Below are 17480 nucleotides of genomic sequence, written 5' to 3' on the forward strand. Positions count from 1 at the left end.
CATTGTAAATATTATTTTCATGTTACTATTATTGCAACCTTCTAACTAGTCATATTCAAAACTCAATTTTGACCCATTACTAATCAACCCCATTGACAATTTCATTGAGATAACATTTTAAGCTTTCAACTTTCAACAAAAAGACACTTCCAGCAGTTCTAATCATTGTTGTAAAATACTAAAAGCTGTAGAAAAATAATTTTGTATTTCTTATCTTTATAGATTATTATCCCATGATACAGATCGTCCATACATTTCCAGAGATAACGGAAGACCCTTTTAAACCAATAGCTTTTGCGAATCAATCATATCCTTACAACCAGATTTCGAGCGATAGACGCTTTGAAGAGCTTCTATACAGCATTGCCAAAGCACAGTTGGGCAGGGCTCAATTTATGGAATTTGATGAGGTAAGCCTGATGTCAGGTGTATCTGAAAAAGGAAGAGATTGTTCACTTTTCTATAATGGAAATACTAATGGACTTATCCAGTGCAAGAAGTACGACAAAAATCTGGATAAAAACAATTTTGGCAAAGAGATAACAAAGTTTGTACTTTACAGTCTTCTAACAGAGGACATCCTTCAGGATCCAGATAACTTCACCTATTTTATTGCAGTATCAAAAGGTTTCACAGTAGATTGCAGCGATTTTATCGATGCATTTAGATCACTGATAGGCACAGAAGAAAGTCTCTCTAGCTGGGTGAACTACAATATCAACAAATATGAAAGTCTCAAACAGCTGCAACTCAAGATAGATGAAACCCTGCAGCAGGTACGTGATGTCCTGTCAAGAATTAATGTAAAAAAGATTAACACACCAGATCTGGATGCCTATCTCAGTGATCCTCGGAGCGCACATCTATGCACCTTATTCTTTGAAGTCAGAACGGTTACCGACAATTCTGTCATTATGGAGGTTAAAGAGCTGCTACTTGAAAAATTAGTAGATCAGTCCAAAGAAGATATAAAGATTGACCAACAGCTTGATACAGGATCACTCAGCTTAAAATCCGAAAGAAATGAATTTTCAGAAATTAATGATTCCCATATCGAACGTGAGGAAACCGATCAGCTTTTCAAATGGATAAAAAAAAATCCGGAAAGAGACAATGAAAACAGGGCGTTGAACCTGTGTCTGCTTGTCGCAAATGCAGGAATGGGTAAAACAGTTATTTTAAAGGATCTTTATGATAGGCTGAGAGCTAATGATATCCCTGTGCTCGGACTAAAAGCTGATAAACTGGCCGCCACAAGCATAAAAGAGCTCCAGGACAAAATAGGTCTCTCTATTCCCATATTCGAGTTTATTGAAAAATGCAAACAAAAGTATAGAACGACAGTTATCTTAATTGATCAGATTGATGCGCTTTCACAGTCCATGTCAACCGACAGATCCTATCTGCAAGTATTTAAGAGCGTAATCGAGCAGTACCGCCACGATGAAAATATCAGGATCATAATTTCTATCAGGACTTTTGATCTCCATTATGATCCTGCCCTACAGGTTTACAGGAATATTGAAACCGTGACGGTTAACCCGTTGACTGAAGGACAAGTGCTTACCCAGCTGGCCAAATTGGACGTACACCGCAACATGCTAAATAGCAAATTGCTGGAACTTCTAAAAATTCCGAATCACCTGAATGTCTTCTCAAGAATTTATAAATCAAACCACGGCAGCCTTGGATTGAAGACACTTCATGACATGTATCTGGAGCTGTGGACCCAAAAGATCACCAATCTCTCCCCTAAGGAACCAGCAGATAGAAAATTGACAAGGGAACTGCTCTATAAAATTGCCGATAAAATGTTCAGTATACAGCACATCACCGTCAGTGAATTGCAATTTGAAGACTATGCGCAAGAATTGAGTTACTTGAAAAGTGAAAGATTACTAAAAAAGGAGGAAAACCAGTTGCAGTTCTTCCATCAGTCTTTCTATGATTTTGTATTTGCAAAACAATTTGTTGAACGTGGGCTCGACCTCAGAGATTATATCAAAAATAACGGGCAAACTCTGCATTTGCGCTCAGCGGTGAAAATGATCCTGAACTATTTACGTGACTTTGATCAAACCATGTACCTTAAAACTCTAAAAGATATATTTTATGATAGCCAGATCCTTTTTCATATCAAACATATGATCCTGTCTTCAGTACTTTTTCATGAAACCCCTTTAGCACAGGAAAAAGCAATTGTTAAAGAAGCTGTAAAGGAATCCTATCACCTTATGATTTTATTCTTTCAGCATGCACATTCTCAATACTGGTTCCATTTTGCAGACAGAAATAGCTTTTTAGAAATTCTTGACGGAAACTTTAATATCATACCCAAAAGCAGGTATCTCCAGCCAAAAGAGCAGACATTATTAAAAAACAAGGCATCAGATTTCCTCCATCGTGCTGCCATACTAGATTACAATGGAAGTTGGAAATTTATTTTGGAACGTCGAGACCAGAGTTTCGCTAGAAGGATACTCAGGGCAACAACAAATTGGGATGATCCCATTAAATACAGCATTTTTGAAGACTGCAAAGACTTTAAGCAAATAGATCCATATGGATATTACCGTACAGTAGACAATATTGCTCATGTCAATCCCAGCTATGCTATAAATCTGATGGCCCAGGATTTATCTAATACCCCCCTGAATGACGGCAGACAGGATCCGCTGGGGCCAGATGTTGTACTGAACACCTTGTTAAAAACTGCACCTACCCAGCTTTTTCCTATCTTGTTTTCCTGTTTCGAAGCTGAATTCAAAACAGCCGAAACTGAGAAAAAATTCTGGGGAAACTATAAATATATGCAGGTTCGTTTCCAGGATAGAGATTTCCAGAAAGGCAGGGCATCCCGCTATACCCTACTGGCCCACAGTCTGCGAAATTCTGCCCAAGCTCGGGATCCTGAGTTTCTCTCTTTTTTTGATACAAATAAAGACTCGGAAATAATGTCGGTTCTCAGACTGCTCATTTTTGCACTGGATTCAGATCATATCTATTATTCAGCACAAACCTTTGAGCTTTGCTCCTACCTCCTGACATTAAATGAAATTTATTACGATTCAACAATTGCAGTGGAAAGCAGAACACTGTTTGAAAAGACTTTTCCTTTTTTCAATTTAGAGGAGCAGTCAAAGATGATCAAACTGATTAAAGAACTGAAATTCAGCCACGAAATCATGATCATCAAACTGGGCAGTGGAAAGAAAAAAATATCAACATGGTGGGGTCTGACCAAATACTGTTGGATAAAAAGACTGCCTGCAGAGATCATTGCTAGTGACCCTGAACTGAAACAAGCAGAACTTGAACTAGCGAGAAGATTTCCAGATTACAAAGACAGGGAAAGAAGCGGTCATGTCATAGCCGGTGTCGTACAGACACCCATACCACCAAAAGCCTATAAACACATGAAGAAGGTCCAATGGCTTGACTCCTTTAAAAAGTATGATGGTTCAAAAAGCGATTTTGACCGTCCTTTTCTTAAAGGAGATATTCAGGAACATGCATACGCTTTAAAAAAATGCGTACAAGAAGACCCGACCGATGAAATGATAGATATAATTAGCTCCGCCCTTAATGATCCCGACATTCAACTCAAATACGCGATATATGGACTTTGGGGCTTATCTGAAAGTGAGGCGGACAAAAAACAGGCACGTGAGCTATTTAAGCAGATTCTGAAGCTCCCGATGAGCAAGGAACTGCAGAGGGTCTGCCGCTACATCGCCGAGAATCTCTCAAAAAATCAAAATGATGATTCCTCCATAATCGATTTCCTACTGTCATGTGCACTTGATTTTTCGTTGGATCATGCTGATCTTGATCCTCTGGAAGAAGAGACCTCAGTGGACAACCTCGTCACTCAAGGTCTTAACACAGCAAGTGGATCTGCGGCATCTGCTCTTGTACATATTATTGACAGCAATTACTTCGATCAGGTTTTCAGTACCCTAAAAATAGTTTTTGAAATAGCTCCTGCTCACTGCAGGGCCGCGGCGCTTTATCAGTTTGCATACTTAATGAATGCTGACCCCGCAAGAGCTTTCGAGATATTCAGTGGTGTGGTCAACAATGAAAACAGCATTCATGTCCTCGCTTCCTCGATCTGGTCAATGCATTATATGGCTAATTATAATTTCGAGGCACTCATTCCGGCCTTTGAAAGGCTGGTTTCTGCAGACTGTCTCGGACAGGATGATAGCCAAGCACTGTTCAATATTTTATATTTTTCCGATCTACATGATAAGACCGATGCGAATGCCTTGCTTTACCGATTTATGGAAAATAATAAATATGTATACTCTTTTGCCATAGGCACTATTCTGCATAATTATTATGCCGTGCCTGCAGCCAAGCAAAAAAGCGATCAATTACTTGACTATGTGCTAGAAAGGTTAACTGAAGAAGATTATGAAAACCAAGGAATAAATTTCAATGAATCGATCAATATCAAATTAAGCGATATAAGTACATTTTTGACAAAATATATCCAGTCGCCTTTCTTTAGGGTCAATGACTCATTAATAGAATATCTCACTTCACAGTGCAAAGATTATCCACATCAGGCCATAGAGCTTTTTGAGATCGTGCTAAACACTGACAAATTTAAAGATGATCAGGAATTTATTGATGTATATACTTCTTCGGGCACAAAATTTATTCTGTGTGCACTCAGTAGCCTTGATGGTAATGATAATGAAAGCATTTCTGCACGCTGGAATCTAACCCTTGCTTTTGACAGGGTTCTTATGGATGATCGATTTTCAAGAGAAACGGAAAAAATTCTGGATGAAGCCAATCTTTAAAAATGACTTCATTTTTCATATTTTTGAAAGGATTTCAAACGTGATACAATACATGACAATCCAAAGAAAATGACAGAAAAGTTCAGTTGTCACCTGGAACAGATATAGATAGCTATCGACTGTTAAATATGCTAAATATTATATTATAGGAAGATTTTATCTTAAGGATAGTTCTTTATTTTTTATTAATCGTCAATACTCGTTCCAGATGTATTTTTTCGCATTTTCATTATCTAAAAATTGCATCATAAAATTTAGCAGAGCTATCATCCTTGCTTCAAACATATTTCATAATGAATATCGTGCATAGAGTCTATGTATAAAAAATGCAAAATTAGACAGCGATCAGTTGTAAATCAAAGAATTCCGAATGTATAAACACAATATGGTTATCCGTAAAAATGGGATTTTGATTTATACTACATTTGTTTGACTAAAAACATATTTATATTTGTAGTTTGCAGCGAAAAAAGGTTAAACCATAATTAGAAAAAACTTTTTTATCACTTTTCTTCTAATTAATCATATAAAACATTTTATAATGAATACTATCTCTAAAACTATGAGCCTAAAAGGTATCACTGAAAATCTAGATATTATATTAAAAAAAAGAAATGGAGGTGCCATAAACTTTAGAGGAGTTCATTATCAGATCTTATATGCTTGTTATTTGATTCTTTTAAAATTAAATAAGAATTCCACTACAAAATATATACAGCTGGAAGGCATAGAAGATATCGACATACATACTTCTCAAGCTATTAGTACAGATTCTGAATATATTCAGTTAAAGTCATCCGTTAATAAAATGAATGCCGGGACTTTTTGGGAACTAGGCGTCCTTCAGAATTTTCTGGAGGTATTCGATAAAAACCCAGAAAGCAGATTCAAGCTTGTTTATAATATGAAAATTGCAGATGGAAATCTTTCTGCATTCATGGGAAGAAAACATGGTGAAAACCTTTCAAAGTATTGGATAGACAAACTGATCACTTTGTCTAAGACAATAAATTTTAATGATTTTGCAGATAGAATTTCTTTCGAACAACAAACAGCAAACGATTTATATTCAAAAATACTGGTTTTGCTCTTTAAGGAATGGAATATAAATAAGGGAACTGAAAACCAATTTCTAAATTCTTTATTTTATAACATACTTATCTGGTCGGAAAACCGGGCATCAATAAATAAAAATGATATCAATCTTCTGTTTCAATCAATCAAAGACTCCTTTTCAAAAGCGCCCATAAACAAAGCTATACGTAACAATTGGATCTCTAAAATATCTTATGAACATACGGGAAAGCAATCAGATGACTACTATGATGGTAAAGCAGCCAGACCCTCGCACATCACTCAAGGTCTTCCTGTACGAAGAAAAAGCTGGGAAAAGAAGCTGGAGACAGCAATACAAGTTTCAGACATTGTTGTCGTAAGATCTTCAAGCGGGCAAGGAAAATCAACTTTAGCCTGGCAAGTAGGCTACAATTTAAAACACCATTACACCTTATATCAACTCAATGCTTGCAAAGACACGGACGAAGCAAATGCAGTAATAGAATTCTTGGACTCAAGAATTCTTATTGGTGAGAATCCGCTAGTTATAATCGATGGTTTAAACAGTTTAGTAACTACCTGGAATATAGTTGCTGAGAAAACAGTTGATATGCCCATTAAATTTTTAATCACAACAAGGCAAGAGGATTGGTTTAGGTTTGGCGCTGATATTTCACGGATCAATCTCACATCGATAGATATTTCTTTGTCAACAAATGAAGCAAAAGATATTTTCGAACAATTCAAGAAAAGAGACAAGATCCATCCGGATGTTAAAGACTGGCAGCCGGTTTGGGAGCAAGTTATGGAAAAAGGTCTTTTGATAGAGTATGCATTCCTTTTAACAAAAGGACAGATGATCCATGATAGACTTTCGTCTCAAATAAAATTGCTCAACGGCACTATTTCATCCCATGCTAAAATTGAAATACTGAGAATGGTCTCATTGGCAGATTGCTTAAACATTAAACTTGAAACCTCAAGGCTTTTGGCTTACATCAAATCTCACATTGGTTTTCAACAAGATCGAGGTTTAATATTACAAGAACTTGAAAAAGAATATTTTTTGAACTTTAATAACCATTTTGTTGAAGGTCTTCATCCTGTTAGGTCAAATCACTTAAAAGATTTATTACACACTAATCTACCTATAGGTGATTCTCTCATAAACCTTCTCAAAATAATTAACGAGGACTACAAATATGATTTTTATATAAATAGTCCGCTCTTATTATTAAATGATAAAGTGGATTTCTATAATGATTTGGCGGACTATTTGGCAGAAAACGACATTTCGGATATGGTGTTCGCTCTTGATGGTATCATGCATGGAGAACCTAAGCGTTATTGGGCCGCTAATAAACAAATCTTTGACGATGTTTATAATGCGGGAGGTATTGAGATCTTTTCAATGGCTACAGTTCCATTCGCTAAAATTACTTTACTTAATGAATTATCAAGTATCCTAGGTGAAAAAGGAGCGATTTTTGAGCAACTTGAAAAATATAAAAGTGAGTTACCAGTCTATTCCTTTGAAAAAAGCGATCTAGTTTTATTTGCAAATTCATTAAAAACTAAACTTGCGAAACGTACTTTACCAGTCAGTTCCTATCAAGGTCTGGAATTTCTGTGCAAATGGTTTAAAGAACTTAAGATTCCGTTAAGTTTACCTTTTATTCAGAACACTATACATATTAATGATTTGCTTCAGTTGGAGATTCAGGAGGCAAAAGAATTTATGTTATACTTACAGCTCAATAACCCATCATTCTTTAAAGATTTTATAAATAAAAATAAGTATACAATAATAAGCTATTTAAAAGTTAATACCAATTCACTAACAATACAAGAGAAGGATGGTAATGTATATATTCACTATCTTCTGTTTTCTAATGAAGCAGACAAAGCAAATGAATTCAGCGTTTTTAGAATCCAGGTTTTCCATGCATTTCTTCCCATATATGAAAAGTATTGCACAGAAGCAATACTCCTTCCCTTTCCATCGGAGGGACTTATTTCAATAACTAGACAGAATTCCATAAAAAACCTAACAAAGGAAGCAATTGGTAATATGTTCAATGCACACCTCAACAAAATTTGGCTGTCTACGATACAAAAAAACTATCAGGAAAGCTCGGCATATGAATGGCAGAGAAATATAATTGATATTCGACAAATTGCCATTGAATGGGCAAAAGACTTTATTAAATTAATAGATTCCCTCTTAGAAGGAAATTACAAAAAGAAAGATAAAGCCTCAGCGTCACTTGATCAGCTTAGAGCTAAGCTCAGTGATTTTCTAACTAAGAAAAAACCTTATCCAAAATATGAGAACAAATATTTTGAGCTAACAAACTATAAAAAAGAAGAACAAGAAATAGATGAATGGTTTGCCTCTCTTGGAAATATTAACGGTCAAATGCTGAATATCTTCATACCTAAAGTGGAACATGATAGAAATATTGCTTTAATAAATATGAAAGCTGTGTATCTAAATTTAAAAATAATGCAGGACGCATTTAGAAAAATTGAAGCCGAGACAATTCCATATTTTGATTCTGAAGGTATCTGTTTACTGGAAAACCAATATTTTGAGAGATTATATGCAACAGTACAATATTATCTTTCTCAACTCCCTATAGAAAGCAAAAACCCGGTACATGTGGCAAAGAAGGAAGCTGAGGAATGGTGGCATCAGGCCAAAACCAAAAATTTGAGCAAGCTTACACAGGTATTAAATAAGATTGAAGAAAATACCGATTATAAGTTTATACTTCCCATCGCTCTTGAAGAAACCGAAACACTGACCTATGCGACTTTCGGTATAGAGAACTTTGATTTTTCCGATGAAAATTCCTTCTTTCAATTATCAATGGATTTAGCATTATTATGTGAACTTGATATCCAATTCTTCTCAATAATATCTGTAAAGGATAACGTGGCTATTGGGGGCATAAGATTTAATAATGATTATTTTAAGGCTTTTTTAAAAGCAAAGAATGGTGACTATGATATTGATCAAGAGAAATTGACTCCACTACCAATATACTTAGAACAAAAAGTCATTATAACATTACCTCAAATTAGTTTACCAACTCTTTCAGTTATCGATGAGGAAAAAGAAAATGTAGCCAAAATATTCTTTGAAGTATGGAGGCTTAGCGAATTTAGGTCCAGATTGGATAAAAATTCAGAAATAGAAAAGATATGGTTGGAAAGTACAAGCTTTCAAAGCAAGAATAAAATAGACAGCCTGATGTTATCCATTAATGTAAAAGATTATAGCAATTTTCAAGATTTTGTTTCCTGTTCATTGGAGAAAAACATTGTATCTTCAACAGAAGAAATCGTTTCCAAATTAATAGAATATTTGAAAAACTAATATTAATTATAGGAAATCTCTCTCCGTATTTTTTTAATCAAATGAGACAGTCTCACTTTTGAGACAGTCTCATAGTAAATTACTTAAAAATATACCCGTAATTAATAAGATGCAAAAGATTATCCCTTTCCGTGCTGTCCGGATTAGATTTTAAAAATAACGGTTTTCCACTGGTTACCTGGACTTCTGCTCCAGCCTCCCAGATTCTTTTACTATAGTTCCATAAATAAGTCTTAGCAATATTTCCCTGCTTTAAAAGTAAATCAACGGCAGCCTGCTTGGTATATTTTTCTGCTAAGCCAATAATGTAACCATCTCCTTTACTATTTTTTTTTCTAGTGTGGATTGCGTAATGTGTAATTACGCCTCCGGAATCTAACCAAATTCCTGAAATTCTAAATTCTGCCATTTTTATAATTTTAATAAGATGTAAATATTTTCAATTTGTATGTTGTTATTCGTACTTTTATTCTACATAGAAAGAGTTCATTTCACCATTAGTACGGGAATAAACAAATATCATTTTCTTGCGGTCATCCTTAATAAAATAGTATCCATTGGTCCTAAAAATTTCATATCTAGTTGTGTCCTCTTTTTTTAATATTGGTTCCTGCTGACCACTAAGCGTAATGTCCTTTCTGGGCTTCAGCTTCATGGTCTGCTCAGCATCCTTTCTAGCACGGACTTCGGCATAAAGAAATGCAATAATAATTGCAGCAACAACGCCAAGATTTTTAGGCCCTTTGAAATATAGATAACAGGCTGCCACCGCAAAAACAAGGAATATGATAGTTGGCAATAACTCAAATTTGTAAGCCGAAAGCAGCACCCAAAATCCGCATAGTCCTAAGAGGACAGTTATTATAACGGCCGCATTTGTTATCCCCTTGATCACTTTTTGGTCAGATTGCCCGTCTTCTTCCTGATCATCAGCCTGTATAGTTTTCTTTTTGAGAATATCGGGAACTAAAATCCAAAGAAATAGCGATAGTAAAGATCCGATATAAATAATCGGCATTGCGTTCTGGTATAAAATCGTAAAAGAATCTTTTACTTCAAAATATTCAAAATAATCGAATTTAAACCTATTCAGGTATTCCCAAATATAAAATAGCCCGAGCAGGGTCGCAATAAAGGTTAAGCTGACAATTTCCAATAATGGCTTGCTAATGCTCGGTTTGTAGGTACTGTTCAAGTCACTATCAACCTTGCGGATTTTTTCTCTTAAATTCTCTGAAATCATAGTATAGTTTAAATTTTTAGTTGTTTGTAAGGCAAATATCAGATTTGTGTGCGCAATCTATTGACACAGTTTAATTAAATGCATAAAACTAATTAACCTCATACTATTTGAAGTAGTCAATACTTACTCTATTGATAGTAGTAATCAAATCTTTCTCAATTTAAAAAATTAAATTTTCCGAATTTGCTCGATTGTAAACTTTAATCTTTCCAGTAGATTATCATACGTAATAATGTCAACAATATTTTTATATTTTCTTTTTACTACTTCAAAATCATGCTTTTGTTCAGAAGATAGATTATTTTCGCGCCCCATAATGATTACTCCACCTGGGTTTGCAATCTTAATATCGAAACCGTCGGGCAATTGTGTCTCATATTTTGCACTTAGAACTTTCTCTCCTTCTACGCTCCAACGATTGAGATAATAAATGTATTTTTCAATTTGCATTACAGTTCCCGAAAGTTCTCTAAGAGGTATATAATTATCCCGGTAAACACCTTTAGTCATAATGGCATTCTCGAAAGGTTTCTTTATCTCAATAATATCAACATATCCGTTTGAATCTACTAAAAGAATGTCAAGCTGTTTATCTTTTATTCCATCTGCTAATCTTGCTTTTATTGGAACCGATCTAAATGCGCATATATATTTTGGATAAAGTAATAAAATGATCTGCAAAATTTCTTCCTGCCACTGATGTTCGCTATACGCATCTTCTTCCTTCAACATTTCTTGCAACTTTTCTAGGATCGTAAGATATTTTAAGAGTTCCATTTCTTGAAAAATCTTACTTAAATTTGTACCATGTTTAGAAGTTTTTGCATCTATGTGTTTTTGAAAGAGCTTTTCAGCATCCTTTACATTATCCAAATAATTTCTTAAAACAGATGAAATTCGTGCCTCAACATATTTTCTTCTTTCATAGGAAGATGGAAAAAACTTTAAAAGCTTTTCGAACTCATTGACGGGAACTGCATTTGGATGATCACCACCTAAATATATATCACTTTTAGATATATTCTTAATTACTTTGAAAACAGATACATCGGAATCTGCAACAAAAAATTTTGTTTTTACTAAAACTTCCTTACTTATAAATATATCGAAGTCATTTATGAGTATTCCTCTTTGAACTTTGTAATAATTACCTGTAACCTCAGCAAAATTAAAATGAGCACATGGTTCCAAATCTGGATCATTAAAATCATCGATATCCATTTCTCCAATTAAATCTCCATTGCTTATTATATCTTTTTCTTCAAAATAAAAAGTCTTTTTAAGTCTCACGAAGCCTTTCGTTTTAATAGCATCTCTTATCCAATCTGTAGAATTTGCAAATTCAGCCGTATAACGCAAAACTAGCGCATTGTCATTTATTAAGAAATCAATCATACTCAGTTATCTTTACATACTTTATATCACAAGTCTTCTTTTAGTTATTAATCGGAGAATCTCCTGTACAATCCATCTTTGTGAATAGTCGCAAAAAAATCTCTTGGACTCCAAAACCCTACATAAGTCAATTCTAATAGAACGCTTATGGTTACTGTATTATCATTAAAGTTATTTTCCAGGGATGATTTGTTGATCTTTCAGATTCATAGTTTCTGTTTTGCCTAATCAAACCATGCCCTCGGAATAAGTGCCTTATAAGTATCGGGTTGGTCAAATGAGCCTCTCCACTCCTCTACCAAATGTATATTAGAGACCTCGCTCCAAGTAGATTCTGAAGCGTGCTCAAGCACAATTATCTGGGTCTGAAATTTATTACTTTCGATGAATTTACTACAAGCTTTAAATATTAGTGTTGTATTTTGAATATCTTCCGAGATTTTCTTTTTTTTATTAAGATCAATATTATCTTTGTCCAGATCCTTAAAATCCTCTGGGAAATATACTTGACTGGGCTGGTCTAGGATCAGAAATGAAGGGATATAATTCTTTTTACCAGATTTTGGGAGATTTAAAAAGTATTCATGTAGTCCTAGCATAGTCGCCAAGTGAAAACACATATGGTTTGCTCCACTCCCCAATTTATATAAAAAGTTAATATTCTTCGACCTAGTATCTTCGATACGGATACCCACACTTACGTCAGGATCTAATAAAACACGTCGTTGTTCTTTATTTTCTATTGGAAGAATTTTGACATAATTTGCAATCGCATCTGATACCTTTTTTAAACAATACTCTTTATCGAATTTATCTTTCAAACTCTTCAGTGATTTCCTCTTGCCAGCTAGTTCTCCTGCAATTCTTTCAAGTTCAGCAGCTAAATTTGCCGAAGGTGAAATCTTTTCCAAATTTTCGAGAACATGTTCAATCTTTCCACTAAATTCAAAGATATCTTGAAGTTTCTTAAAATTTTTTCGATCCTCGTTTCTGAGAATTTGAATATTTGCATCTATTTTTACAATATCCCTCTCCTTAGATTTAATCTTTTCTTTATAATCTCCTTTTTCTTTTTCAAAACTAAAATTTTCAGATCTTGAAGCTTCCAAAACTTTACCATTTTTTTGGCTTTCATTTTGAAAATTAAGAAGTGTATTAATCGCTTTTTCAGACACAGAATCACAAAAAGGGCAGATATTAGTACCTTTCTGCTTTAGCAGCCAATCAACTGGTTTTAACCTTTTATCAATTTCAACTGCTACACTTTCAATATATTCAACTTTAGAGCGATCAAACTGCTGTATTTTCTGTAATCCAACTCTAAGCTCATCTAACTCCCGTGTAAATCGGATACGATCACCATCTAGCTCCTCCAACTTCTCTGAATACCTTATAGCAGATCCCTCTTTAAAGAACCTGTTATTTTTCACGTCCGAAACAACTTTTTTCAACTCGTTTTTTATCAAATTTACACTTCCACTCTCGATACTAATATCAGCGTTTGACAATCCTAGATTTATCGCTTTGGAATAATACTCATAAATGTCTGTTTGCCAACTTTCATATTGCAAACGGAGGTCATCTAATTTTCTGGCTTTTTCTTTCTCCTCACGTTCTAAAACGTCGACCTCACTTTCGAGATTCAAAATTTCATATGATTTATACCCTAAAACTAAAGGGAAAAGTGTCTTTAGGCGTCGTAAATGTTCAAAAGTATCAGTTTTGTAAAATATGGTTGTTGGATTGGCAATAATATTTTGTGGTTGAAACATAAATGCAGTAGTATCTCGGAAGCTTGCCGGAGCATCATCTTTTTGAGATTCATTGTTGATTGAAATATTCTCAAAGCCAGCTTTGACACTCAGATAGTTTTTTACCTTATCTCTATTCGTTTTATATTTACCTGCTTCTTTAATCCATTCATTTGTGTTCAATTTAGGATTATCGCCCTTTCCCTGCACATCATACATATACATCACATCAGAAACTTTATTATCATTTCCTGGGCAGTCCCTCGCTAAAAAAATTGACTGATCTCCTATAGCAATATAGATGGCAAATTTATCAACTTTCTCTCTTATTGTTCCTACAGGTATATCACACTCGCTGCTACCAAGGCAGTAATCAATAATAGAAATAATTGCGGATTTCCCTCGTTGACTATATCCAGTAATAACATTAACCTTGGACTCATGAAATTTAATAATTCTGGGATTCAGGGCCTCGTCAAGTGGATATAGTATAATATTTTTTATCTTGAGTTTCATTAAAACCTAATGTTTAGATCGTTCTGTATATTGTTATCATGTTTTTTCGCGAAAATACTGCCTAATTTAAAAGCACTATCCTGGATTTGTTTTACACTATCAAAGGAATTGTTAGAAGACATTGCCAATATTAATTTCTTTGAGGTGTATGGTTTTAGGAGAGTTATTGTGCCGTTTTCTTTATTGATACTTAAAATCTTTTTACTAAAGGCTACATTAAGTCCGTCAAAAGTCTGTACTGACATCTTAAGTGCTCTTTCCTGAAGGCCAAGAAGTATTGAATGTTCCTTCATCAATGCAGTATACAATTCGTTTGAATTTAAAAAGCTAAGCATAGCTGAATAATTATAAACAATCGGTAGCACAAAAAAAAGATAATTGAGTTTTGGAAAGGTCACTTCACTTTTTCTATTTTTGGCAATAGTGTGGTAACCTAAAGTAAAACTATGCAGCGCTATTACACTTAGAGCATCATTCTGCATTAATTCAAAAAGATTATATCCTTTGTCAACTGATTGGCCGTCTTTTATGCTCATAATTTTTTATATTTTAATTCCCAGTCAGGATGCCAACCGATTTCTGGTATATTCGATAGTTTTAGGAATGTACCATTACGTATATAACTATTCGAGGAGTTAAAAGAAAAACCTTCTTGAAAATTGACTTCAATATTATGCATTATATAATCAAAAATTTTGATAGCCATCTCATTTTTCTCGATATCATCATACTCCTCCAGTTCTTTTATTATAACCGTATCTACGTAACTTTGCCACCTATCCATACAGGCTTTTTGAAACGCCCTAAAATCTGGCTCAGTGAAGTCTCCTCCTCTTACAATGTGTGCCATTTCAATATCATGATATATGAAATCCAATACTGCATTTTCAATAAGTCTTTCTTTTGCAGATTTCTTACGATTGAGATCATAAATCTGTGCCACGAATAATTCCTTCTTTACTTCCGAAAGACGCTTGAAATCAATTGTTCCTAAATCATCTTTTTTTCTAAAAACGGCATTAACAATGGCAGGATTAGCATTTACAATAGATAACTTGGAATCGAAATCCTTTTTGGTAAATGTCGCTCCAATTTTTGTTCCCTGGAGCCATTTTGCCTTACTTCCGTTGAGTAACCATCCATACATGGCGTCATATACAAATTCTTTTCTTGCTTGGGAATAGTTATCTGTTGTCATATGGGTTGCAATAAAAAATCTTTCCATTAAAGACTCCTTGTCTTCAATAGAAAGATTTTCTTTTATAACTCGAAACTTATCCTCCTTTGAAAGAACGAATTCAATAAGTTTAATAATGGGTTTGATTGATTTTCCTGCATCTTCGTTTGAAGATTGTAAACTTTGTAGCTTAGCTTTCTGCCTATCTAATAGCAACTTAATATCTTGTATTACCTCGTCAAAGGAGCCAGTAAGAATTCTTCTCAGCAAAGAATGGTCTGCAATTTTTTTATTGGTCGAACATATAAATTTCGTCGAATCATTAAAAATACCGCTTTCAAGCTTTTCAATCCATATTTGTAAGGTTCTCCACAATGATTTACTAGTATCCTCAAATGTAGTTCCATTAGGTGCTATACTATGCTTTGATTGGATTGTTACCAAGACAAGGTCTTCGTCAGTCTGAACAGCAACATCGTCAACTTGCTCAATAGAAACCACATCCGTTATATTATCGAGAGTAGCTAAAAGAACCAAAGCCTTTTCAAATTGAAAAAGAAAACCTGATATTGAACCAGAGGCTGAATCGGACATAGATTAAATATGGTTGTTAATTTGTACTAAAATAAACATTTTTAAGAGATTAGACAAAAACTTCGCATGTGAAGATCCTACTTAATGTCGTGTGCTGATAAATATTAATCATATATACTATTTTAAGTAGTAAATATAAGTTAATAGCATTTACTAAAATTATGGTTATCCGTAACGAATGTGACTTACCACATCATAAACCACAAAACCAACATTTCTTCTATATAAAACTGGATAATACTTTCCTCATTATAACTTTCATTAATTATCGCAGTTTGCCGAATGCCCCATGTGATCGCTTCACATCGAACGCCCTACAAAGTCTGCTTGGATACACCAAAAAGGATTAGAGTCGAAAAAACACAATCTATTAATCAATCACACATTTCTAATATTTTTTCAATATCAGCAAGAAATTGCTTCGATGATAATACAGTCAAGTTCACACACAGCGAAATGGCACCAACTGTCTTCAGTTGGCGCTATTTTTTATTACTTTGATAACAGAATAAGGCAGATTAATGTTTTTTAGACTCCAATGGAACCCAACCTTTTAACGCTTCAAAAATTGTCATCAATAAAGGAAAACTAAATTCATTTGTTAGCCACAGTGGTTACTCATCTATTGATACAATCGTCCAGCCAGCTTCCCTAAATTTTTCAACATCCTGTGCCACACTCTCTCTTCTACAGCAAAACAAAGAAAATCCGTGGGCCGTGAAAAGCCTACGTACATCATTTTTAATGTTTCATTCGATCTTACTTTGTTTAAATGAGAAAAATCCTGCTTCTGAAAGAATAAAGGATTTTGGCCCTTAAAATCCGGTCTTTTCTTGTTCCCTTGACAAACACCTTTAGCTTTGCAAGCTCAGTTGTATGGTAATCCGTCTCTATATACTTCTCTCTTGCTCTTGAGTAGTTGAATTAAAGAAGATTTACGGAATTTTTTGGGAGAATCACCGATTGGATTAACTCTCTCAATTCGTAAAATTCTAATGATTCCATTCAATAGAGATTTACGGACAGCTTCAAAAGTTGGCTTGTTGCGGTCAAACAAAAAAATATACTTCCTCAAACAGTCAAAATCTTCCCTGTTCTGCTTAATCTCCCTTGAATATTCTGGAAAAAGCTTCTAAGATACCATCTTCCTTGTCGGTTGTCCATACAATGATATGAAATCCTCTCTCAATATTCTTAGTATTTTGATGTAGTCCAAATTCTTAATAAGTCCTACATATTTTTCCTTTAGTTTCGTAGCTTCGGTTTCATTACGGTAAATAAGTAGATGCGGCGGAACCGAAAGCAAAGTATCAACTTCCCTTAGTGATTCAGCCCAAACCTTGCCAACCAAGTTAAAAGATGAAATTCAACCTATGTTTGATTTTATGTTTGAAGCCGGAAACTTAATAGGAAAAATAGGATTTTTTGAAGCTTTACAATTTAATCCTTTGTCCGACGATCCAGAAGAACAAATCTTCGAATTCAACATGAAGAAAAAGAAAAAAAGAAAAACAAATAAAAATTAATTCAAGAATGGCATTAAAGAATCTAA

General features: G+C 34.3%; 9 protein-coding genes. 3 read left to right on the forward strand and 6 right to left on the reverse strand.

From position 1 onward, the window contains the following. Positions 1-233 precede the first annotated feature (233 nt). On the forward strand, positions 234-4814 hold the full coding sequence (locus C1638_RS03325) for an AAA family ATPase (protein ID WP_109618160.1): 4581 nt from the start codon (positions 234-236) through the stop codon (positions 4812-4814). A gap of 541 nt (positions 4815-5355) precedes the next feature. After that, complete coding sequence (locus tag C1638_RS03330) at positions 5356-9252, forward strand: hypothetical protein (protein WP_109618162.1); 3897 nt, start codon at positions 5356-5358, stop codon at positions 9250-9252. Between the two features lie 79 nt (positions 9253-9331). Here C1638_RS03330 and C1638_RS03335 read toward each other — a convergent pair whose 3' ends face one another. The 6 genes from C1638_RS03335 to C1638_RS03360 all read right to left on the reverse strand — a co-directional run bounded on the left by C1638_RS03335 (position 9332) and on the right by C1638_RS03360 (position 15928). Next, complete coding sequence (locus C1638_RS03335; protein ID WP_109618164.1) at positions 9332-9661, reverse strand: DUF3892 domain-containing protein; 330 nt, start codon at positions 9659-9661, stop codon at positions 9332-9334. A 57-nt stretch (positions 9662-9718) separates the two neighbouring features. Continuing rightward, complete coding sequence (locus tag C1638_RS03340; protein ID WP_109618166.1) at positions 9719-10495, reverse strand: hypothetical protein; 777 nt, start codon at positions 10493-10495, stop codon at positions 9719-9721. Between the two features lie 168 nt (positions 10496-10663). Continuing rightward, the gene (locus tag C1638_RS03345; RefSeq protein ID WP_109618168.1) at positions 10664-11890 is read right to left on the reverse strand and encodes a Shedu immune nuclease family protein; all 1227 of its coding nucleotides are present in this window, start codon (positions 11888-11890) and stop codon (positions 10664-10666) included. A 224-nt stretch (positions 11891-12114) separates the two neighbouring features. Beyond that, positions 12115-14157: a DUF3732 domain-containing protein gene (locus tag C1638_RS03350; protein ID WP_109618170.1), complete on the reverse strand. Its 2043-nt coding sequence runs from the start codon at positions 14155-14157 to the stop codon at positions 12115-12117. Beyond that, positions 14157-14693 (reverse strand): three component ABC system middle component, encoded by a 537-nt coding sequence (locus C1638_RS03355; RefSeq protein ID WP_109618172.1) that lies wholly within the window; start codon positions 14691-14693, stop codon positions 14157-14159. Before C1638_RS03355 ends, C1638_RS03350 begins: the two co-directional genes overlap by 1 nt. Then, entirely contained in the window at positions 14690-15928 is a 1239-nt protein-coding gene (locus C1638_RS03360) for an ABC-three component system protein (RefSeq protein ID WP_109618174.1), read from the reverse strand. The genes C1638_RS03355 and C1638_RS03360 overlap by 4 nt, the downstream gene beginning before the upstream one ends. 1340 nt (positions 15929-17268) lie before the next feature. Here C1638_RS03360 and C1638_RS22160 point away from each other — a divergent pair. Beyond that, on the forward strand, positions 17269-17454 hold the full coding sequence (locus C1638_RS22160; protein WP_123838317.1) for a hypothetical protein: 186 nt from the start codon (positions 17269-17271) through the stop codon (positions 17452-17454). The last annotated feature ends 26 nt before the right edge of the window (positions 17455-17480 follow it).

The sequence above is a fragment of the Chryseobacterium oncorhynchi genome (assembly GCF_002899895.1).
Taxonomy (GTDB): domain Bacteria; phylum Bacteroidota; class Bacteroidia; order Flavobacteriales; family Weeksellaceae; genus Chryseobacterium; species Chryseobacterium oncorhynchi.